Origin of the sequence: Sphingobium chungbukense (genome assembly GCF_001005725.1) — a bacterium.
GTDB lineage: Bacteria > Pseudomonadota > Alphaproteobacteria > Sphingomonadales > Sphingomonadaceae > Sphingobium > Sphingobium chungbukense.
Genome location: NZ_LBIC01000001.1, coordinates 161625 through 182995 on the forward strand (window position 1 = coordinate 161625; position 21371 = coordinate 182995).

The window sequence follows — 21371 nt, forward strand, 5'->3', positions numbered from 1 at the left end:
GTGGGACGACCGGTCCGCCCCGGCCGAATGGGCGGGCCCGAAGAAGCGCCGGATTTCACCGCTTTTGCGCCGCCCCATCATTGACAGTTCAAAGTCGAATCGGTAAGGGCACCCCTTCCCAATTCGCTGGCGAGCGGCGGTGCAACGGCACTGGCCGTCTTTTTTGCGTCTTGGGGTCTATCGAATCGGCTGCGAATCCTTATGCAAGGATTTTCAGCCCTGACGCTTTGAGATGGAGCGGCGCCAACCGCCCCGTGGAGCAGGAGTACAGAATACCATGGCACGTATTGCGGGTGTCAACATCCCGACCAACAAGCGCGTGATCATCGCGCTCACCTACATTCACGGCATCGGCCGCAAGACCGCCGTCGACATCGCCGACAAGCTGGGCATCGACCACAGCCGCCGCGTTCAGGAACTGTCGGACGCCGAAGTCCTGCAGATCCGCGAAGCCATCGACGCCGATCACACCGTCGAAGGCGATCTGCGTCGCGAAACCGCGATGAACATCAAGCGCCTGATGGATCTGGCCTGCTATCGCGGCCTGCGTCACCGCAAGGGCCTGCCGGTCCGCGGCCAGCGCACGCACACCAATGCGCGCACCCGCAAGGGCAAGGCGAAGCCGATCGCTGGCAAGAAGAAATAAGAAATAGTCCGGGGGACTATTTCGTTTTCTTCTCCGCCGGAGGCAGCTCTCCCCAGGGAAGACGCTTCCAGCACCACAAGTTTCAGTAGGATAGAGCAAAAATGGCACGCGAACCCCAGCGCATCAAGCGCCGCGAACGCAAGAACATCTCGGCCGGCGTCGCGCACGTCAACGCCAGCTTCAACAACACCATGGTGACCATCACCGACGCCCAGGGCAACGCCATCTCGTGGTCCTCGGCCGGCATGATGGGCTTCAAGGGCAGCCGTAAGTCGACCCCGTACGCCGCGCAGGTCTGCGCCGAAGACGCCGGCCGCAAGGCTGCCGAACATGGCGTGCGCACCCTGGAAGTCGAAGTGAAGGGCCCCGGTTCGGGCCGTGAATCGGCCCTGCGCGCGTTGCAGGCCGTCGGCTTCCACATCACCTCGATCCGCGACGTGACGCCGATCCCGCACAACGGCGTGCGTCCTTCCAAGCGCCGCCGCGTCTAATCACCGGCCGCCACGGTAATGGCGGGCGGCGGACGCGTCGCCCGCTTACCCATCTGCATCGGCCGGAACGTCCTGTTGGGTTCAGGATCTTAAGCGTTTCGGCCTCATCCCCAGGGGAAATACATGACTGTCAACATGAAGAACTGGCAGGAATTGAAGAAGCCCAACAGCCTTGAGATCAAGGTCACGGGCGACGGCAAGCGCAAGGCGACGTTCGTCGCCGAACCTCTGGAGCGCGGCTTCGGTCTGACGCTTGGCAATGCGCTCCGCCGGGTTCTTCTGTCCTCGCTCCAGGGCGCGGCGGTCACCTCGATCAAGATCGAGAACGTCCTCCACGAATTCTCCTCGCTCGCCGGCGTACGCGAAGATGTGACGGACATCGTCCTCAACATCAAGCAGGTCGCGCTCAAGATGGAAGGCGACGGTCCGCGCCGTCTCCAGCTATCCGCCACCGGCCCCGCCGAAGTGAGGGCCGGCGACATCATGACCGTGGGCGACATCGAAGTGATGAACCCCGATCTGGTGATCTGCCACCTCGACCAGGGCGCCACGCTGAACATGGAACTGACCGCCGACGTCGGCAAGGGCTATGTCCCCGCCGTCGCCAACCGTCCGGCCGACGCCCCGATCGGCCTGATCCCGGTCGATGCGCTCTATTCGCCGGTCCGTCAGGTCGCCTACAAGGTCGACAATACCCGCGTCGGCCAGGAACTGGACTATGACAAGCTGTCGCTGACGCTCGAGACCGACGGCACCGTCACGCCGGAAGACGCGGTGGCCTATGCCGCCCGCATCCTGCAGGACCAGCTCCAGCTCTTCGTCCACTTCGAGGACGCGCTGCCCGCCGCCGCTCCGGCTGCCGGTGCCGCTGCCGGTGGCTCGGCCAGCGAGGGCGAGAGCGACGCGAACCAGATCAACCGCTACCTGCTCAAGAAGGTGGACGAACTGGAACTGTCGGTCCGCAGCGCCAACTGCCTCAAGAACGACAACATCATCTATATCGGCGATCTGGTCCAGAAGACCGAGGCCGAGATGCTGCGCACCCCGAATTTCGGCCGCAAGTCGCTGAACGAAATCAAGGAAGTGCTGTCGTCCATGGGTCTGCGCCTGGGCATGGACATCCCCGGCTGGCCGCCGGAAAATATCGAGGAAATGGCCAAGAAGCTCGAACAGGAGCTGCTGGGCTGACCCTTGCCACACCGTCCCCGGATTCATTCCAGGAACGGTGTGAACTTCGCCTGATTTTCAGGCAGGGAAATGGCGGCGCCCTTAATTGCCGCCTGGTCTGGGGTACCTGAAACGGCCCCTTAACGAACGGAAGGAAAGACATATGCGTCACAAGGTTGGTCATCGTAAGCTTCAGCGCAGCGCCGGGCATCGCAACTCGCTGCTCCGCAACCTCGCCGCTTCGCTCATCAAGCATGAGCAGATCCTGACGACCACGCCCAAGGCGAAGGAACTGCGTCCCTACGTCGAAAAGCTGATCACCCTCGCCAAGAAGGGTGGCCTGTCCAACCGTCGTCTGGCCCATGCCCGCCTGCAGGACGACACGCAGCTCACCAAGCTGTTCGACGTCCTGGCCGAGCGCTACAAGGACCGCAATGGCGGCTACACCCGCGTGATCAAGGCCGGCATCCGCGCTTCGGACGCGGCGCCGATCGCGATCATCGAGCTGGTCGACCGCGACGTCGATGCCAAGGGTCAGGATTCCGGTCCGGTCCAGAGCGCCGATGCCGACGAGCTGGAAGCGGCATGATCCGCTGATACCACTTCCATCAAGGTGGTAATTTGATTTCAGAACAGGCCGTGGCTTGATAGGAGCCACGGCCTGTTTCGTTTTGCTTTCATGGGGATAGGGGGAAGAGGAAGAGGATGCGCGCGCTTGGCTGCCTTGCTTTGGCGTCGCTGCTGCTCGCCGCGTCGACCGCGCACGCCGAACCGGATGCCGCCGCGATCGTTGCGCGCGCAAAAGCGTCGACCCTGCACTATCCCGCCGCCAGGCGGCTCGACCTGGTCGAGGATCATTTCGGCGTCAAAATAACTGACCCCTATCGCTGGCTGGAAAATGACGTTCGCACCGATCCAGCCGTGCGCGACTGGGTGGCACGGGAAAACGCCCTCACCCGCCATTATATCGACGACCTGCCCGGCCGCGATGCCCTGAAGGCGCGGATGCAGGCGCTGTTCTCGCACGGCCGGTACACCATCCCCCGCAAGGCCGGCGGACGCTATTTCTACGGCTATAACAAGGGCCTCCAGAACCAGACCCCGCTTTATGTGCGCGATGGCCTCAACGGCCAGAAGCGCCTGCTGATCGATCCCAACGACTGGGCGGAGGACGGATCGGACGCGCTGGCCGAATGGGCGCCCTCCCCGGACGGCCGTTTCCTGCTCTATGCGGTGCAGGAGGCCGGGAGCGACTGGCGCACGCTCAAGGTGCTGGACGTCGGCACCGGCAAACCGCTGGACGACGTGGTGCAATGGGTGAAATTCTCCCAGCTTGCCTGGGACGGGCAAGGCCAGGGTTTCTTCTATTCCCGCTTCGCCGCGCCGCGGGACGGCGCAAGCTCCCAATCCTCCATCCTGGGGCAGCAACTCTATTATCATCGCCTCGGCACGCCCCAGGCGCAGGACCAGTTGATCTACGCGACGCCCGACCAGCCCCGGCTCAGCCACACCGCGCAAGTGACGCAGGATGGCCGTTGGCTGATCATCAGCAGTTTCCAGGGCACCGATCCCCGCCGCGAACTGCATGTCGCGGAACTGACCGGTGGCAAGGTCAAGGTCCGCTCGCTGGTCAAGGGACTCACCAACGATTGGCGCCTGATCGGCAGCCGGGGATCGACCCTCTATTTCATCACCGACCAATATGCCGCGCATCTGCGCGTCGTCAGCATCGATGCGCGCTATCCGCGCCGCAGCGGCACACAGGTGGTGGCGGAACGCCTGGACACGCTGGCGGGCGGATCACTGGTGGGGAACCGGTTGATCCTCGCCTATCTGTCCGACGCCGAAACCGTGGCGGAACTGGTTGACCTGGAAGGACGCAAGGTCGCCGACGTACCGCTGCCCGGCATGGGAACGGCGGCGGGCTTCGGCGGGCGCGACGGCGATCCGGAAACCTTCTTCAGCTTCTCCGGCTTCACCACGCCGTCGAGCATCTACCGCTTCGACACGAACACGCTGCGCTACGAGCTGTTCGCCCGGCCGGAACTGCCCTTCAATCCCGACGATTACGGGATAGAGCAGGTCAACTATCCGTCGAAGGACGGCACGATGATCCCGATGACGGTGATCCGCCAGAAGGCATTGGCTCTGTCCAAAACCCCTGCTCCCACCATCCTCTACGGCTATGGCGGCTTCAACATCGCACTGACGCCCGGCTATTCGGCGACACGCATGGCATGGCTGGAGCAGGGCGGCGTCTATGCCATCGCCAATCTGCGCGGCGGGGGCGAGTTCGGCAAGGCGTGGCACGACGCAGGCCGCCTCGCCAACAAGCAGAATGTGTTCGACGATTTCATCGCGGCGGGCGAATATCTGAAGGCCAATGGCTACACGACCAAGGACGGCCTCGCGATCGAGGGCCGGTCCAATGGCGGCCTGCTGGTCGGCGCGGTGGTGAACCAGCGGCCCGACCTTTTCGCCGCCGCGCTCCCAGCCGTCGGGGTGATGGACATGCTGCGCTTCGACCGTTTCACCGCTGGGCGTTACTGGATCGACGATTATGGATCACCGGACAATGAGCAGGATTTCCGCCTGCTCTACGCCTATTCGCCTTATCACAACATCCTCCCCGGCAAGGACTATCCGGCGATCCTCGTCACCACGGGCGACACCGACGACCGAGTGGTGCCGGCTCACAGTTTCAAATATGCCGCCGCACTCCAGGCGGCGGACCTCGGTTCGAAACCCCGCCTCATCCGCATCGACAGCAAGGCGGGCCATGGTTCCGGCAAGCCGATCGACAAGCTGATCGACGAGGTGGCCGACAGCTATGCCTTCGCCGCGCATTTCACCGGCCTGCCGATACGCGACGAACCGAGATAGCCGTTCAGCCCCCTGACAGCCGGACCGGCATAGCCATCACCTGAATATGGATGAGGGACGCGCGTGATGAACAAGGCAAGATGGATGACAGGATCGCTGCTGGCTCTCGCGCTGCTGACCGGTGCGACGTCGGCGCAGGCACTTCAGCCTCGGCAGGGCTATCCGCAGCAGGAGCAGGACGACCTGGCGCAACCGCCTGCCGATGAAGCGCAGGCCGAACCCGACGATCATGCACCCCCGCCCCGCGCCGACGACGATTTTTCGGACGTTGTGGGAGCGGATCGGCAAAGCGCCGAGTCCGCGCCCCGCAATGATGGTTATGGCCGGCGGGACCATGCGAACGGCGCCCCGAGCGCCGAAAGCGAGGAAGCCATCACCAACTGCGCCCTCGCCGCCCGCGACGAGGCCGAGCGCGACGGCGGCTATGCCGAGGTGCGTCAGGTGCAGGAACCGCGCGAAACCCGCAACGGCTATGATGTCGAGGGCGATGTCGAGGTCCGCTCCGGCTGGCGGGCGCAGGACGGGCAGGATCGGCACTTCACCTGCTCGGTGCAGAATGGCCGCATCGCGGATGTGTATTTTCGCGGGGATCGCGCCGCGCGCTGACCTTCATCGCTTCGCCGCTGAGCGGCCACGCTTTGCCCTATGCTGTTTGCGGTCAATGCCTTAGCATTGATGCGAATCAGGGGAGTCAGGGGTGGCCGCGTTCCTTTTCGCGACCGAGAATATCGTTTTCGTCTCGGCCATCATGCTGATGCTGCTGATCGGAGCGGTGCAGGCCATCGGCGTCTCGGGCGATTTCGATCTCGATCTGCATGCGGAAGCCGACCTGCTCGGCTGGCTCGGCTTCGGGCGCCTTCCGCTGCTGATGCTGCTGGCGATCTTCCTCGCCCTGTTCGGCATGATCGGGCTGGTCGGTCAGCATCTGGCGCTGGATGTGACCGGCGCACTGCTCTCGCCCTTCATCGCCGCACCCGCCGCTGCCGTCGCCGCCATCCCCGCCACCGCCCTCGCCGCGCGATGGCTTGGCCCCCTGCTCCCGCGCGATGAAAGCAGCGCCGTGCCGCTCGACGCGCTGGTCGGCAGCTTCGCCCGCATCGTCACCGGCCGTGCGCAGAGCGGTTTCCCCGCCCGTGCCAGGGTTGAGGATCCCTATGGCCAGGCCCATTATGTGATGGTCGAACCCGACAATGCCGGACAAACGCTGGAGGAGGGCGAAACCATCCTGCTCGTCCGCCGCGAGGATCATGTCTTCCGCGCCATTTCCCATGGCGACCATTATCTGCCCCGTCTTTAGGAGTTTCCCATGAATCCGCCCGTCGTGCAGGAGAGCTTTTCGCTCATGCCCTATCTGATCATCTCCGGCACCGCGCTGCTTCTGCTGATCGTGCTCGGCGTCGTGCTGGCGCGGCTTTACAAGCGTGCATCGAAGGAGATCGGCTTCGTGCGCACCGGCTTCGGCGGGGAGAAGGTGGTGATGAACGGCGGCGCGCTGGTGCTGCCGATCTTCCACGAGACGATGCCGGTCAACATGAACACGGTGCGGCTGGCGGTGGAACGCAAGAATAGCGACGCGCTGATCACGCTCGACCGGCTGCGCATCGACGTGAAGGCCGAATTCTATGTCCGGGTGAAGCCGGACGCGCAGTCGATCGCCATCGCCGCGCAGACGCTCGGCATGCGGACGATGCATCCTGAAGCGTTGAAGGAACTGGTCGAGGGCAAGTTCGTCGACGCGCTGCGTTCGGTCGCGGCGGGGATGACGATGAACCAGCTCCACGAACAACGCAGCGAATTCGTGCAGAAGGTCCAACAGGTCTCCTCGGTCGACCTCGCCATGAACGGGCTGGAGCTGGAAAGCGTGTCGCTGACCGGTCTGGACCAGACGTCCATCGAGCATTTCAACGCCAACAATGCCTTCGACGCCGAGGGTCTGACAAAGCTGACCGAACAGATCGAGCTGCGCAAGAAGAGCCGTAACGACATCGAACAGGAAACCCGCGTCCAGATCGAGACCAAGAATCTGGAGGCGGAGCGCCAATCGCTGCTCATTGCCCGCGACACCGAGTTCGCCCGGCTGGAGCAGGAGCGCGAGGTCGAGATGCGCCGCGCCGCCCAGATCGCCGAAGTCGCCCGCGAACAGTCGCTGCGTAGCCAAGAGGCGGACCAGGCCCGGATCGAGGCGAAGAAGCTGGTCGACAGCCAGCAGATCGAGGCCGACCGCGCCGTGCAGCAAGCCAGGATCGCGCAGGAACAGGCGCTCGAACTCGCCCGGCAGGAACAGCAGATCGCGGTGCAGAACAAGAGTCGCGAGGAAAGCCAGGCCAAGGCGCAGGCCGACGAAGCCCGTGCCAAGGCGGTCGCGGCCGAGGAACAGGTCCAGACATCCCGCCAGACCGAAATTGCCGAGCGTACCAAGCGGATCGAACTGATCGACGCGGCGCGGGAGGCGGAACGCGCCGCCATCCAGGTCCGGGTCGAGGCCGAGGCCGAAAAGCAGGCCGCCGCCGACCGGGCCGAGGCGCTGCGTGTCGCCGCCGAGGGCGAGGCGGAGGCCGCCAAGCTACGCGCCGAGGCCGACCGGGTGCGCTTCGAAGTCGAGGCGGCAGGGCAGCGCGCGGTCAACGAGGCGGCGAACATCCTTTCCTCCGACCAGATGTCGCTCCAGACCAAGATGGCCTTGCTCAAGGTGCTGCCCGATCTGGTACGCGAGGCCGCAAAGCCGATGGAATCGATCGACTCGATCAAGATCGTGCAGGTCGACGGACTTACCGGCCAGGGCGGCGGCGACGGGCTTTCGGTGGTCGCCGGTGGGGAACCCAATCTCGCCAATGCCGCCGTATCAGCCGCGCTGCGCTACCGGGCGCAGGCGCCCGTCATCGACGGGCTGATGAAAGAGCTGGGGCTGGACGGATCGAGCCTGGACGCGCTGGTCAAGGGCGCAGTCGAATCGCCCACCGTGCCGGTCATCGCCGAACCGATCGCGCCGGAGCACAAGGCCCCGCCGCGCGCCTGATCCGCCAAAGCCGAGACGACCGTCATGCGCCACTACGATGTTCCCCGCCATATGCTGGCTATCGGCCTCGCGGCCCAGGCGGGGTTCATCGACGCACTCGGCTTCCTCAAGCTGGGCGGGCTGTTCGTGTCCTTCATGAGCGGCAATTCGACGCGGCTGGGCGTAGGGCTTGCCTCCGGCGCGGCGGTGGCATGGACGGCGGCAGGGCTGGTCGGCGCCTTCGTCGGCGGCGTCATCGCGGGTGCGCTGGTCGCGCGCACGGCCGGGCGATGGCGCAAGCAAGCGGTATTGGGGTTAACCACCGCGCTGCTGACGGTGGCCGCGCTGCTGACGCTGACCGGGCAGTCCGGCAATGGCCTGACGCTGCTGATGGCGGCGGCGATGGGCACGGTCAACAATGTGTTCCAGCGCGATGGCGAGGTCAGCATCGGCGTCACCTACATGACCGGCGCACTGGTGAAGCTGGGCCAGCAACTGGCCGTGGCGCTGACGGGAGGGTCCGCATGGAACTGGCTACCCTATCTCCTGCTTTGGCTGGGGCTGGTGGCGGGCGCCGTGGCGGGGGGATGCCTCTTCGCGCTGATCGGCCTGCATGCGCTCTGGATCGCCGCGGCCTTTTCCGCGCTGCTGCTGCTGTGGAGCAGCCGGATCAGACCGTTGGGCTTGGCATGATGATGACCAGCATCTAGGCCCGGTCCGAATCCAGGAGTTCCCGTGTCCACCATCTCATCCCGTCGCCGCACGGCTGCCATCGCGTTCATTCTGGTGACCGCCCTGCTCGACGTCATGTCGATGGGGATCATCATCCCGGTGCTGCCCCATCTCATCGAGACGCTCGCAGGGTCAAATGCGTCGGCCGGGATGTGGAACGGACTGTTCGTGGCCTTGTGGGCGGCGATGCAGTTCATCTGCTCGCCCGTGATCGGATCGCTTTCCGACCGGTTCGGACGGCGGCCGGTGATCCTGATTTCGGTGGCGGGGCTGGCGCTCGACTTCGTCCTGATGGCGCTGGCACCCAATCTCTGGTGGTTGGCGTTGGGGCGGATGCTGGCCGGGGTCACATCCTCCAGCTTCACGTCCGCATTCGCCTATATGGCGGACATCACCCCGCCCGAAGGCCGGGCGCGGGGCTATGGGCTGATCGGCGCGGCCTTCAGCGGCGGCTTCGTTGCCGGGCCGCTGCTGGGTGGAATGCTGGGCGAGATTTCGCTGCGGGCGCCCTTCGGGGCGGCGGCGGGCCTGTCGGGCCTCGCCTTTCTCTATGGACTGTTCGTGTTGCCCGAATCGCTCGCGCCTGAAAAGCGGATGGCCTTTTCCTGGCGGCGGGCCAATCCCTTCGGCGCGCTGCGACTGTTGCGATCGCATCCGGAATTGTCGAGCCTCGCCATCGTCAATTTCCTGCTCTATTTCGCGCATCACCTCTTCTCCGCCGTGTTCGTGCTCTATGCGGGCGACCGCTACGGCTGGGGGGCTTGGCAAGTGGGGACATTGCTCGCGCTGGTCGGCCTGATGGACATGGGCGTGCAGGGCTTGCTGGTCGGGCCGGTCGCGAAGCGGATGGGCGACCGGATCACGATGGTGGTCGGTCTCGGCTTCGGCGCTGTCGGCATTCTTGCCATGGGGCTGGCACCGACGGGCTGGCTGTTCGTCGCGGCGATGCTGCCCAATGCCTTTTGGGGCCTCGCCATGCCGACCATCCAGTCGCTGATGACCCGGCGCGTGTCGGAGTCGGAGCAGGGCCAGTTGCAGGGCGCAAACAACAGCGTCGGTTCGATCGCGGGCATTTTGTCGCCGCTGTTCTTCGGCGCGATCTATTCCATATCGGTGGGCGCGAAACCGCTGCTGCCCTTCATCGGCAGCGCTTTCGTGATCGCGGCGGCCATCCTGGCAGGCGGGGCATTGCTGGGATGGGCCGCCGGACGGGCCAAAGACCCGGCTCCGCTGGACAAGGGGGCTCAAGCGCACTAACCGGGCGCGAATCCCTAACCCTCCTCAGGAAAAGCAAAGGCGATTCGATGACGCTGCCCCTTCAGGATTCCATTCTCATCGTGGACTTCGGCAGCCAGGTGACGCAACTCATCGCCCGCCGTGTCCGCGAAGCCGGCGTCTACTCCGAAATCGCCCCCTTCAACAGCGCCGCCGAAGCGTTCGATCGGCTGAAGCCCAAGGGCATCATCCTTTCGGGCGGCCCCTCATCCGTGATGTGGGAGAACAGTCCCCGCGCCCCGCAGCATTTCTTCGATGCGGGCATTCCGATCCTCGGCATATGCTACGGCCAGCAGACGATGATGCAGCAATTGGGCGGCAATGTCGAAGGCGGCGAGAGCGGCGAATTCGGCCGCGCCTTCATCGAGGTGAAGAAGGGCTGTGCCCTGTTCGACGGCCTCTGGGCGGAGGGCGAGCGCCATCAGGTCTGGATGAGCCATGGCGACAAGGTGACGCAGCTTGCGCCGGGTTTCGAGGTGGTGGCGGTCAGCGACGGCGCGCCGTATGCGATCACTGCGAACGAGGAAAAGCGCTTCTACGCGACGCAATTCCATCCCGAAGTCGTGCACACCCCCGACGGAGCCAGGCTGCTCGCCAATTTCGTGCGCCATGTCTGCGGCCTTGCGGGCGACTGGACCATGGCCGAATTTCGCGCCACAAAGATCGCCGACATCCAGGCGCAAGTGGGTGAAGGCCGGGTGATCTGCGGCCTGTCGGGCGGCGTCGACAGCGCCGTCGCGGCCGTGCTGATCCACGAAGCGATCGGCGACCAGCTCACCTGTGTGTTCGTCGACCATGGCCTGATGCGCCTGGGCGAGGCTGAGCAGGTGGTGAGCCTCTTCCGCGAACATTATGGCATCAAGCTGGTCCATGTGAATGCCGAGGAGCGTTTCCTGGGCGGCCTTGCCGGCCTCACCGACCCGGAAAAGAAGCGTAAGTTCATCGGCGCCGAATTCATCGCGGTGTTCGAAGAAGAAGCGAAGAAGATCGGCGGCGCGGACTTCCTGGCGCAGGGCACGCTCTATCCCGACGTGATTGAATCCGTATCCTTCACCGGCGGCCCTTCGGTGACGATCAAGTCGCACCACAATGTCGGCGGCCTGCCCGAACGCATGAACATGAAGCTGGTTGAACCGCTGCGCGAGCTGTTCAAGGACGAGGTGCGCGTTCTCGGCCGCGAACTCGGCCTGCCGGAGATTTTCGTCGGCCGCCACCCCTTCCCCGGCCCCGGCCTCGCGATCCGCATCCCCGGTGAAGTGTCGAAGGACCGCTGCGACATCCTGCGCAAGGCGGACGCCATCTATTTGGAGGAAATCCGGAACGCGGGCCTCTACGACGCGATCTGGCAGGCGTTCGCGGTCCTGCTCCCGGTCCGCACCGTCGGTGTGATGGGCGACCATCGCACCTATGACAGCGTTTGCGCGCTGCGCGCCGTGACCTCGACCGACGGCATGACGGCGGACATCTATCCCTTCGACGCCGCCTTCCTGAGCCGCGTGGCGACGCGGATCATCAACGAGGTGAAGGGTATCAACCGTGTGGTCTACGATTACACCTCGAAACCACCCGGCACGATCGAGTGGGAATGACGCGGAAATAGCGGACATTCGGCGCCACGACGGAACCACTCAAAAAGCCGCCTTGACCGGGCGGCTTTTCCATTCCTTCAAATCTCATATTCCGGCCGCCATTGCGGGCTGAGATACGCGGGCTGCTGCTCGGCCAGATCAGGCTGGCGTTGCCGCATCTCGCCATAGAGCCGCTTCACCGTCGCACTGCCGGTGCGAGTGAACAGGGCGGGCACCAGCCCATGAACCATGCAGGCGAGCCCCGCCCGCACCATCAGGAAACCGAAGCGCGCCGCCACATGGAAATGCTGCCCGTAGCTTTCGTTGACGTCGCGGGGATGTTTCAGGAACAGGCGGTCGATCATCTCTGCTCGCTCATGACGTTGGGGAAAGCCTGTATCCTAACGCATCCGGCAGCAAAGCGAGAGGGCCGATCGCGTGCAGCTTGACCCCCGTCACCAAAAACCGGCATGTCGCCTGGCATGAGCGCACAGGATCCGCATCTCGGCCATCCCGTCTATCGGGACATGCCCACCACCATTTTCGAGAAGATGTCCGCCCGCGCCCGAGAAACCGGTGCGATCAACCTCGGTCAGGGCTTTCCCGATTCGCAGGGGCCGGCGGAAATCCTCCATGCCGCCGCCGATGCGCTGCTGAACAGATCCAATCAATATCCGCCGATGGCGGGTATCATCGAACTGCGCGCGGCGGTGGCAGCGCATTATGCCCGCCACCAGGGCCTCGACCTCGAGCCGCAGGAGGTCATCGTCACCTCCGGCGCGACAGAGGCGATCGCCGCCAGCCTGCTCGCCCTGGTGCGGCCGGGCGACGAGGTGCTGGTCCTGGCACCACTTTACGACGCCTATCTGCCGCTGATCGAGCGGGCGGGCGGGGTGGCGAGCGTCCTGCGCCTCACACCGCCCGCATGGAGGATCACGCGCGAGGCGTTGGCGGCGGCCGTCACCGAAAAGACCCGCTTCCTGTTGATGAACAATCCGGTGAATCCGACCGGCATCGCCCTGCGCGACGAGGAACTGGCGCTGCTGGCCGAATATTGCGTGACCCGCGATCTGATCGCGATCTGCGACGAAGTGTGGGAGCATGTCACCTTCGACGATATCGCGCACAAACCGCTGATGGGCTTTCCCGGCATGCGGGATCGCACGGTGAAGATCGGATCGGCGGGCAAGATATTCTCGGTCACCGGCTGGAAGGTCGGCTGGATGTGCGCCGCGCCCGCCATCGCCACATTGCTCGCCCGTGCACATCAGTTCATCACCTTCACCACCCCGCCCCATCTGCAATGGGCGGTGGCCGAAGGGCTGGCGCAGCCGGAAAGCTGGTTCACCGCGATGCGCGCCGATTATCAGGCCTCGCGCGACCGGCTGGTGGAGGGGCTGCGCGCGGCGGGCTATGTCGTGAACGCCAGCGCCGCGACCTGGTTCGTGACCATCGATCTGCCGGCTTCTGGCATCGCGCTGGACGACGTGACCTTCTGCGAGCGGATCATCGATGAGGCGGGCGTCGCCGCCATCCCGATTTCCGCCTTCTACCCCGCGCATCCGGTGACGCACCTGGTCCGCCTCTGCTTTTCCAAATCGGACACGGTGCTGGATCAGGCGGTGACCCGCCTCGCCGCCTTTCGCGCTTCGTCGGCCTGAGCGCGCCGCAGGAGAGCCGCGCCCAGGACCAGCATCGCGATCAGCAACAGCAGTTGCATGGCCAGCATGGCGGCCGGCGCCAGGGCGCTCAGCACCGCTATCTTCTGAAATGCCTGCACCACCAGCACGAAGAGGTTGAGCCACAGCGCCACGGTCGCGCTGACCGCATAGGCTGCCCGCGCCCAGCCTGCCCGGTCGAGGGCGAACAGCGCGACAAAGGCCGCCGCGAGGGCAAGGGTAGAGATCACACCCACCCCGATCGCGGGGGTGAAACCGTGGAACGGGAAGAGAAAGCCGCTAAGACTGGTGAGCAGCGTCGACACCAGGAAGATCGCCTGCGTGCGCGGCACCCACCAACCCCGGGCCAGGGCCGGAAGTGCGATCAGGCCACTCGATATGCCGATCAGGCTGACGCCGACATGCAGCGCGATGAACTGCGGCAGAGAAAGAAAGTCGAGGATCATGACGCCTCCCTTCAGCAGCGGAGCGGCATGGCGCGCCCCTCATGCGCCCGCCCTGGGCCCGTGCTTCCCCCTCATACACTTTCAGCAGGGCGGGGAACACGGCATTGATGCCCGTGGAGTGGATGCCATGACGTCATGCCGCTTCCGCCGCCCGCGATCACCGATCTTGACATGACGAGGCTTGCGGCGACGACACCGCCCCGCTAGGTTCACCTTTCGTTCCATAAAGGGGTATCCATGAACAGTCTGGCCGTCATTCTCTCGCTCATCGCACTGGTCGTCGGACTGGGCCTGGGCTGGTTGCTGAGGGGCAAGTCGGTCGCGCCGCTGGCGGCGGAAAAGGCCGATCTGGCGGACAAGCTCGACATCGCCTCGGCCCAGCGCAACGCGGCGCTTCAGGAACTGGTCGTGGCTCAGGAGCGTACGGCACAGGCGGCGGAACTGGCGCAGAAGCTGGAGACGGAACGCTCGGCAAGGGAAGTCGCGGCGCGCGAACTGGCGGCTCTGCGATCCGATACCCAAGCACGGGCGGAAGCGTTCGAAGCGCAGATCGCCGCGCTCAAGGATGCCAAGGAACAGCTTTCGGCGCAGTTCAGCGAGATTGGCGGCAAGCTGCTGCATCAGGCGCAGAGCCATTTCCTCGAACGCGCCGACCAGCGCATGGCGCAGGCGCATGAAAAGAGCGAGGCACAGCTCAAGCAATTGCTCCACCCGGTCAACGAGACGATCCAGCGCTATGACCAGAAGATCACCCAGATCGAGCAGCAGCGCACAGAGGCCTATGGCATCCTGCGCGGCGAGATCGAATCGATGAAGACGGGTCAGGAAGCGGTGCGGGCCGAGGCGCAGCGGCTGGTCGATTCGCTGCGCCATGCACCCAAGGCGCGTGGACGCTGGGGCGAACAGCAGTTGCGCAACGTCCTCGAAACCTGCGGCCTCAGCGAACATGTCGATTTCGAAACCGAAGTCAGCGTGGAGGGCGAGGATGGCCGGCTGCGCCCCGACGCCATCCTGCGCGTCCCCGGTGGGCGAGCGCTGGTGATCGATGCCAAGGTGTCGTTGAATGCCTATCAGGACGCCTATGGCGCGGAGAGCGATGAGGAGAAGAAGCGCTTCCTGTCCGCCCATACCGCCGCGATGCGCGCCCATGTCGAGACGCTGGGGCGGAAAAGCTATGCTGACCAGTTCGACGAGGCGCCCGATTATGTCATCATGTTCGTGCCGGGCGAACATTTCCTCTCGGCCGCGCTGGAACATGATCCGCAGCTTTGGGACTATGCCTTCGGCAAGCGGGTGCTGCTGGCGACCCCGACCAACCTCATCGCCATCGCCCGCACCGTCGCAGCCGTCTGGCGACAGGAGAAGATGGCGGACGAGGCCAAGCGGATCGGCGCGCTGGGCAAGGAACTTTATGAACGGCTTGCCGCAGCCGCAGGGTCGCTCAAGAAGCTCGGCAACCGGCTCAACGGCGCGGTGGCCGACTATAACAGCTTCGTCGGCAGTTTCGAAAGCCGGGTGCTGGTGACGGGCCGCAAGCTGCGCGACCTCAATATCGAAACCGGCGGCAAGGAACTGGAAGAGCTTGAGCCGGTGGAAGCGCTCGTCCGCGAGCCCGCCTCGGCCGAAGCCGTCCGTGCATTGCCGGAGGCCCTGCCCGATGCCGCGGAATAGGATCATAATTATTAGCATCCTAATTATAAGGCTTCAGCCACCTACATATGATCCAGCCCGTTAAGGAATTTCAGGGAGGTTTGATCATCGATGAAATTTGCCCCCGCCAGCGCCAACTGGCATGGGCGGAAGCATGAATCGAATTGGCCTTCTGGGCGGCTCCTTCAATCCGGCGCATGGTGGGCATCGAGCCATTTCGCTGTTCGCGATGCATGCGCTGGACCTTGATGAAGTCTGGTGGCTGGTATCGCCCGGCAATCCGCTGAAGCCCAGGGCCGGCATGGCGCCCCTTTCCGCCCGGCTTGCCCGTGCACGAAAAGTCGCGCGGCGCAACCGCATCCGTCCCACCGCGATCGAGGTGCAACTGCGTACCCGCTATACGATCGACACGCTGACGGCGCTCAAGCGCCGCTATCCCCGCCATAGCTTCATCTGGCTGATGGGCGCGGACAATCTAGCCCAATTCGGTCGATGGAGGGACTGGCGCGGCATAGCCCGCCAAATGTCCATTGCCGTTATCGCCCGCCCCGGCTATGATGAAGCCGCCCGTGGCTCACCGGCCATGAGCTGGCTGCGGCGCTTCGTCCGGCCCGCGCGCCAGAGTGCAGACTGGACGGATTGGAGACTTCCGGCGCTCGTGCTTTTGCGCTTTCGCCCTGATCCAAGATCGGCGACCCTGCTGCGGCAGGCGGACCCCCTCTGGCATCGCGAATATAGTGAAACGCGTGTGCGTGACCCGCTCACGCGCCGGATGATCGTCTAGAATGGAGCACTTTTGACCAGACCCCACCCTGCCAACGATACGGCCCAAGCCAATATGGTTCCGGGAGCCGACAGCGTTGCCGCCCTGCATGACCTTGTCCTGAAATCGCTCGACGACGACCAGGCGCAGGAAACCATCTCCATCCCCCTCGAAGGCAAGAGCAGCATTGCCGACCATATGGTGATCGCCAGCGGGCGTTCGTCCCGCCAGGTCGCGTCGATGGCGCAGAAGCTGGCCGAGCGGATCAAGCAGGCGACGGGTCGATCCGCCCGGGTCGAGGGTCTGCCCGTGGCCGATTGGGTGCTGATCGATGCCGGCGATGTGATCGTCCACCTGTTCCGGCCGGAAGTGCGCAGCTTCTACAATCTGGAACGGATGTGGGGCTTCGTCGACGCGCCGGTGGCGGGCACGGCCTGAGGCACTTTGGTTGCATCCTTGTCGCGGGAAGGCGGTTATCGCCTTTCCGCGGGATGCCAACCGCCTTCGACAAGCGCGCGGTGAGCCGTTAGGGGAAGGCCATGCTCCTCCACATCATCGCCCGCGGAAAGATCGGGCGCTCGCCCGAGGCGGATCTCGTCGACCGCTACACCAAGCGGCTGACCATGCCGTTCAGGATCACCGAACTGCCCGATCGGGGCGGCCGGTTGCCCCCTGCTCCTCCAGGATGCGTCACCGTGATGCTGGACGAAAAGGGCAAGCAACTCGGCTCGCTAGATTTCGCCCGACGCATCGGGGGCTGGCGCGACGACGGCAAGCGGGAATGCCGTTTCCTGATCGGCGCGGCCGACGGCTTCGACGACATGGAACGGGACCATGCCGACCTGCTGATCGCGTTCGGGGCCATGACCTGGCCCCATATGATGGCCCGCGCGATGCTGGCCGAACAGCTCTGGCGCGCCTGCTCCATCCTGGCCGGGCATCCCTATCATCGCGAAGGATAGCTTTCCTCCGGTCCGCCGCGGCGCGTGAAGCCCTTTCCTTCCATCACGACACGGCATAGTCATGGGACGTCGATGTCGCACATCATCGACGGGGGGCTTGGTTGAAACGGACGGCGATCACCGCGGCACTGCTCGCTGGCGCAACAGCCATTGCCGCCTCACGCCTGCCCGCCGCCGATGGCCAGGCGATCATCCTCCCCGGCATGGCGGGCACCAGCCTCACCGAAGAACAATCGGCCCTGAAAACCGCGCGCCGCCAGTCGGAGGAAGCGCGCGAACGCTCCGAACGGCTCGAACGCCAGGCCGCCGCCGCCCGCGACGAGGCCGAACAGGCCCGCCGCCGCGCCGCCGCCATGGCCGCCCGCATCCAGCAGGCGGAGGCCGACATCCAGGCCGCGCAGGCGCGCATCGCCATCATCGCCCGCCTCCAGCGCGATCAGGCCACCCGCCTCGCCGCCCGACAGGAACCGGTCGTGCGCCTGACCGCCGCACTCCAGATGATGGCGCAACGTCCCATTGCACTCGCTCTGGTCCAGCCCGGATCGATGAACGACGCCATCCATATGCGTGCCGTGCTGGGGCAGATATTGCCCGTCATTCGCGAACGCACGGCCGGGCTGCGCGCGGAACTGGACCGCAGCCATGCCCTGCGCGCCACGGCCGAACGGGCGGCGGACTCCCTGGCGCAAAGCCAGCAGGACCTGAAACAGCGACAAGGAGCGCTCCAGACGCTGGAGGCGCAGAAACGGCTCGCCGCGCGGGATTACCGAGCCAATGCCGATCTGGAAAGCGACCGCGCGCTGGCCCTGGGTGAGCGGGCGCGCGACATTGTCGACCTGATGGACAGGCTGGAGGAGGCGGGCGACCTGCGCGATCAACTCGCCGCCCTGTCCGGCCCCGTGCTTCGTCCCGCCCGGCCCGATCAGGCCCGCGCATCCGCGCCGGACCGCCAGCGCGGTCCCAGCGCGCCCCCCCCCTACCGCCTACCCGTGGTCGGACAGCTGGTGACGGGCATGGGCGAAGTGTCGGAAAGCGGCATCCGCTCGCGCGGCCTCACCATCGCCACCCGGCCCCAAGCGCTGGCCGTGGCCCCGACCGCCGGACGCGTCGTCTTTGCCGGGCCGTATCGCGGTTATGGGCAGATCGTCATCATCGACCATGGCGGCGGCTGGACCACCCTGATCACCGGCCTGCTGCGCCTCAACGCGGCGGTGGGCGACAATGTGCGGCAGGGTGATCCGATCGGCAATACAGGGCCCGGACGGCCCAGCATCACTGTCGAACTGCGCCGCAATGGCCGTCCCGTCGATATCGTGCCGTTGGTGGGATTGGGCTGAGGTCGAAAAAAATGCGATCAGGTGGAGGGCAACGGCCTGGACCTGCGCAGACCCTTCGATGCAGGCCTCCGACTTCGCTCAGCCCCTACTCGGGGCGAACGGAAGTGGCCGCAAATGGCTGCAAATGGCCGTCCGCGCGATTTTCCTGTCCACCATGATCCGGGCTTACCCATGCCCCTTGCGGGCAAATCCCGTCATCTCACCAAGATTTTTGCGTCTGCTCATAAAAGCGCTATACTGATCCATCGATGCAGGACTCAAGGACAGCGATGAAATCCAATTTCTTCCGGGGCGCCATCGCCCTCGGCGCGCTCGCACTCATACCCGCGACCACGGCGGCGCTCGCCGACGGGGAAGCCAGCAGCTACAAGGCGCTGGACGAGTTCATGGACGTGTTCCAGAAGGTCCGCAGCGACTATGTCGAGAAGGTCGACGATGAAAAGCTGATCAAGGGCGCGATCGACGGCATGCTCGCCAGTCTCGACCCGCACTCCAGCTTCCTCGACGCGCGCGATTTCCAGAATCTGCGCACGCAGACGGAGGGCAGCTATGGCGGCCTTGGCCTCTCCGTCACGCAGGAGGACGGCGCGGTCAAGGTGATCGCCCCGACGCAGGACACGCCGGCCTGGCGCGCGGGCATCAAGGCCGGCGACTATATCACCCATCTCGACGGTCAGCTCATCTATGGCGGCACGCTGGACGAGGCGGTGGACAAGATGCGCGGCGCACCCGGCACGCAGATCAAGCTGACCATCGTCCGCACCGGCCGAGACAAGCCGATCGAACTCACCCTCACGCGCGAGATCATCCAGATCAAGCCGGTCAAGTGGGAAGTGAAGGACGGCATCGGCGTCATCAACATCGTCAGCTTCTCGGCCAATACCGGCGCTGACGTGCGCCAGGCGATCCGCAGCATCGACAAATCGCTGGGCCGCAAGCCGACCGGCTATATCCTCGACCTGCGCTCCAACCCCGGCGGCCTGCTGGACGAGGCCGTGTCGGTCAGCGACACCTTCCTGGAACGGGGCGAGATCGTGTCGCAGCGCGGCCGGAACAAGGGCGATGTCGAACGCTATTATGCCAAGCCCGGCGACGATGCGAAGGGCCTGCCGATGATCGTGCTGGTCGACGCTGGCTCGGCTTCCGCCTCCGAAATCGTCGCGGGCGCGCTCCAGGACCAGCACCGCGCCCTGGTGATGGGCGAGCGCAGCTTCGGCAAGGGCAGCGTGCAGACGATGCTGCCGCTCTCCAACACCACGGCGCTCAAGCTGACCACGGCGCGCTATTACACCCCCTCGGGCCGGTCCGTGCAGGAAGGCGGGATCGAGCCGGATGTGAAGGTGCCGCAGCTTTCCGACCCCGATTACAAGAATCGTCCCAAATTCCGCGAAAGCGACCTGCGCCGGCATCTGATCAACGAGATCAAGACCGACAATGCCGCTCTGGAAGAAGACAGCAAGGACGATCCCCGCTTCGCCGCCACCGCGGAGGAATTGAAGAAGAAGGGGATCGAGGACTTTCAGCTCGACTATGCGTTGAAGACCATTTCCCGCCTCGCGGCCAGGCCCGGCGCGGCCGTCGCCCAGACAGAATCTAAGCCCCAGCCCGCCGCCCGCAAGCCTGCGACGCGCTGACCCTCCTTGTCCTTTCGTCATGCCGACGCAAGTTCAGCATGACGAAAGGCTCCACGCGGTTTAAGCGGGCGATATGAAAAGCCTGCCTCTCGCCCGCGCGATCGCGCTGATCCTTCCTCTGGCCATGTTGGGGGGCGCCTATGCCTTCCAGTTCATCGGCGGCCTGCATCCGTGCGAAATGTGCTGGTGGCAACGCTATGCCCATTTCGCCGCCGTCCCGCTGGCGATCGTCGCCTATGCCACGCGGGGCAAGGCCTGCGTCAGCGCGCTGTTCACCGGGCTGGCCGGCCTCGCCATCGGCATCGGCGGGGCCGTCGGCCTGTTCCATGCCGGCGTCGAATATGGCTGGTGGCAAGGGCTGACGGCCTGTTCGACCAGTCCGGCGGGCGGCAGTTCGGCCGATATCCTCAACCAGATCATGGCGACGCCGATCACCCGCTGCGACGTCGCGCCATGGAGCCTGTTCGGCATTTCGATGGCGGGCTATAACGGCCTCTTGTCGGGGGCGGCCGCGCTCCTCATCTTGGTGCTGCTGCTCGGAAAAGGGAGCAAGGCATGAGTGCGAAGGATTTTCCCCGGCCCGATTTCCCCCGGTCCGATTTCCCACGCCCGGGCCGCCGCGTCACTGACGGGCAGCGTGCCTCGATGCTGCGCGTCGATCAGGCGGGCGAATTCGGCGCCACCCGCATCTATGCCGGGCAGCTCGCCGTGATGGGCGATCGGCATCCGGACTCTCGCATCATCGCCGGCATGGCTGCGCAGGAGGAACGGCACCGCCAACATTTCGACGCGATGATCGCGCGCAGGGGCGTGCGGCCGACCGCGTTGCAGCCGATCTGGAACGTGGCGGGCTTCGCCTTGGGCGCGGTGACGGCGGCGATCGGGCCGCGTGCCGCCATGGCCTGTACCGCCGCGATCGAGACCGAGATCGACCGGCACTATGCCGAACAGCTCCAGGAACTGGGGCAGGACGATCCGGAACTCTCCACCGCGATCGCGGATTTCCAGGCGGAGGAAGTGGAGCATCGCGACGCCGCCCTTGCCCATGGTGCGGAGCAGGCTCCGGTCTATCCCTTATTGTCGGGCGCCATCAGATTGGGCTGTCGTACCGCCATCGCCCTGTCTAAGCGTTTCTGAGGAGAA

Annotated in this window: 22 protein-coding genes; 20 read left to right on the forward strand and 2 right to left on the reverse strand. The window is 65.1% G+C overall.

Going from position 1 to position 21371, the window contains the following annotated elements:
• The first annotated feature begins 277 nt into the window (after nucleotides 1–277).
• From rpsM to guaA, 11 genes are all read left to right on the forward strand, one after another.
• On the forward strand, nucleotides 278–646 hold the full coding sequence (gene rpsM / locus YP76_RS00780; RefSeq protein ID WP_046761722.1) for a 30S ribosomal protein S13: 369 nt from the start codon (nucleotides 278–280) through the stop codon (nucleotides 644–646).
• A gap of 101 nt (nucleotides 647–747) precedes the next feature.
• Nucleotides 748–1137: a 30S ribosomal protein S11 gene (gene rpsK, locus YP76_RS00785; protein WP_004208752.1), complete on the forward strand. Its 390-nt coding sequence runs from the start codon at nucleotides 748–750 to the stop codon at nucleotides 1135–1137.
• Nucleotides 1138–1260: 123 nt separating this feature from the next.
• Nucleotides 1261–2325: a DNA-directed RNA polymerase subunit alpha gene (locus tag YP76_RS00790; protein WP_046761723.1), complete on the forward strand. Its 1065-nt coding sequence runs from the start codon at nucleotides 1261–1263 to the stop codon at nucleotides 2323–2325.
• A gap of 142 nt (nucleotides 2326–2467) precedes the next feature.
• A complete protein-coding gene (gene rplQ / locus YP76_RS00795) occupies nucleotides 2468–2893 on the forward strand; it encodes a 50S ribosomal protein L17 (protein WP_046761724.1) in 426 nt (141 codons plus the stop codon).
• 116 nt (nucleotides 2894–3009) lie between these two features.
• A complete protein-coding gene (locus YP76_RS00800; RefSeq protein WP_046761725.1) occupies nucleotides 3010–5187 on the forward strand; it encodes a prolyl oligopeptidase family serine peptidase in 2178 nt (725 codons plus the stop codon).
• Between the two features lie 66 nt (nucleotides 5188–5253).
• Nucleotides 5254–5793 carry a hypothetical protein gene (locus YP76_RS00805; protein WP_046761726.1) on the forward strand — a complete coding sequence of 180 codons (540 nt, stop codon included), beginning with the start codon at nucleotides 5254–5256 and terminating at the stop codon, nucleotides 5791–5793.
• 91 nt (nucleotides 5794–5884) lie between these two features.
• Nucleotides 5885–6484 (forward strand): OB-fold-containig protein, encoded by a 600-nt coding sequence (locus YP76_RS00810; RefSeq protein WP_046761727.1) that lies wholly within the window; start codon nucleotides 5885–5887, stop codon nucleotides 6482–6484.
• 9 nt (nucleotides 6485–6493) lie between these two features.
• Nucleotides 6494–8203 (forward strand): flotillin family protein, encoded by a 1710-nt coding sequence (locus YP76_RS00815; protein WP_046761728.1) that lies wholly within the window; start codon nucleotides 6494–6496, stop codon nucleotides 8201–8203.
• A gap of 24 nt (nucleotides 8204–8227) precedes the next feature.
• Nucleotides 8228–8875 carry a YoaK family protein gene (locus tag YP76_RS00820; RefSeq protein ID WP_084732994.1) on the forward strand — a complete coding sequence of 216 codons (648 nt, stop codon included), beginning with the start codon at nucleotides 8228–8230 and terminating at the stop codon, nucleotides 8873–8875.
• 42 nt (nucleotides 8876–8917) lie between these two features.
• Nucleotides 8918–10171, forward strand: a complete 1254-nt coding sequence (locus YP76_RS00825) for a TCR/Tet family MFS transporter (protein WP_046761729.1) — start codon at nucleotides 8918–8920, stop codon at nucleotides 10169–10171.
• Nucleotides 10172–10218: 47 nt separating this feature from the next.
• Nucleotides 10219–11778, forward strand: a complete 1560-nt coding sequence (guaA, locus tag YP76_RS00830) for a glutamine-hydrolyzing GMP synthase (RefSeq protein ID WP_046761730.1) — start codon at nucleotides 10219–10221, stop codon at nucleotides 11776–11778.
• 77 nt (nucleotides 11779–11855) lie between these two features.
• On the opposite strand, the gene YP76_RS00835 is transcribed toward guaA, so the two are convergent.
• Nucleotides 11856–12122 carry a DUF6356 family protein gene (locus YP76_RS00835; RefSeq protein WP_046761731.1) on the reverse strand — a complete coding sequence of 89 codons (267 nt, stop codon included), beginning with the start codon at nucleotides 12120–12122 and terminating at the stop codon, nucleotides 11856–11858.
• Between the two features lie 105 nt (nucleotides 12123–12227).
• Here YP76_RS00835 and YP76_RS00840 point away from each other — a divergent pair, with 105 nt between their 5' ends.
• Nucleotides 12228–13418, forward strand: a complete 1191-nt coding sequence (locus YP76_RS00840) for an aminotransferase (RefSeq protein WP_046761732.1) — start codon at nucleotides 12228–12230, stop codon at nucleotides 13416–13418.
• Here YP76_RS00840 and YP76_RS00845 read toward each other — a convergent pair.
• Nucleotides 13373–13882, reverse strand: coding sequence for a hypothetical protein (locus YP76_RS00845; RefSeq protein ID WP_046761733.1), 510 nt, complete (start codon nucleotides 13880–13882; stop codon nucleotides 13373–13375). The two genes, YP76_RS00840 and YP76_RS00845, sit on opposite strands and share 46 nt — an antisense overlap.
• Nucleotides 13883–14119: 237 nt before the next feature.
• On the opposite strand from YP76_RS00845, the gene rmuC reads away from it, so the two are divergent.
• The 8 genes from rmuC (at nucleotide 14120) to YP76_RS00885 (ending at nucleotide 21365) form a co-directional block, all read left to right on the forward strand.
• A complete protein-coding gene (gene rmuC, locus YP76_RS00850) occupies nucleotides 14120–15553 on the forward strand; it encodes a DNA recombination protein RmuC (protein ID WP_046761734.1) in 1434 nt (477 codons plus the stop codon).
• A gap of 133 nt (nucleotides 15554–15686) precedes the next feature.
• On the forward strand, nucleotides 15687–16316 hold the full coding sequence (locus YP76_RS00855) for a nicotinate-nucleotide adenylyltransferase (protein WP_046762545.1): 630 nt from the start codon (nucleotides 15687–15689) through the stop codon (nucleotides 16314–16316).
• Between the two features lie 12 nt (nucleotides 16317–16328).
• Nucleotides 16329–16733 carry a ribosome silencing factor gene (rsfS, locus tag YP76_RS00860; RefSeq protein WP_046761735.1) on the forward strand — a complete coding sequence of 135 codons (405 nt, stop codon included), beginning with the start codon at nucleotides 16329–16331 and terminating at the stop codon, nucleotides 16731–16733.
• Nucleotides 16734–16834: 101 nt separating this feature from the next.
• Nucleotides 16835–17257: a 23S rRNA (pseudouridine(1915)-N(3))-methyltransferase RlmH gene (locus tag YP76_RS00865; protein WP_046761736.1), complete on the forward strand. Its 423-nt coding sequence runs from the start codon at nucleotides 16835–16837 to the stop codon at nucleotides 17255–17257.
• A 101-nt stretch (nucleotides 17258–17358) separates the two neighbouring features.
• Entirely contained in the window at nucleotides 17359–18594 is a 1236-nt protein-coding gene (locus YP76_RS00870; RefSeq protein WP_046761737.1) for a murein hydrolase activator EnvC family protein, read from the forward strand.
• A gap of 269 nt (nucleotides 18595–18863) precedes the next feature.
• Nucleotides 18864–20228: a S41 family peptidase gene (locus YP76_RS00875; RefSeq protein WP_046761738.1), complete on the forward strand. Its 1365-nt coding sequence runs from the start codon at nucleotides 18864–18866 to the stop codon at nucleotides 20226–20228.
• Between the two features lie 73 nt (nucleotides 20229–20301).
• The gene (locus YP76_RS00880; protein WP_046761739.1) at nucleotides 20302–20787 is read left to right on the forward strand and encodes a disulfide bond formation protein B; all 486 of its coding nucleotides are present in this window, start codon (nucleotides 20302–20304) and stop codon (nucleotides 20785–20787) included.
• Nucleotides 20784–21365: a demethoxyubiquinone hydroxylase family protein gene (locus YP76_RS00885; protein ID WP_046761740.1), complete on the forward strand. Its 582-nt coding sequence runs from the start codon at nucleotides 20784–20786 to the stop codon at nucleotides 21363–21365. The genes YP76_RS00880 and YP76_RS00885 overlap by 4 nt, the downstream gene beginning before the upstream one ends.
• Nucleotides 21366–21371: the final 6 nt, after the last annotated feature.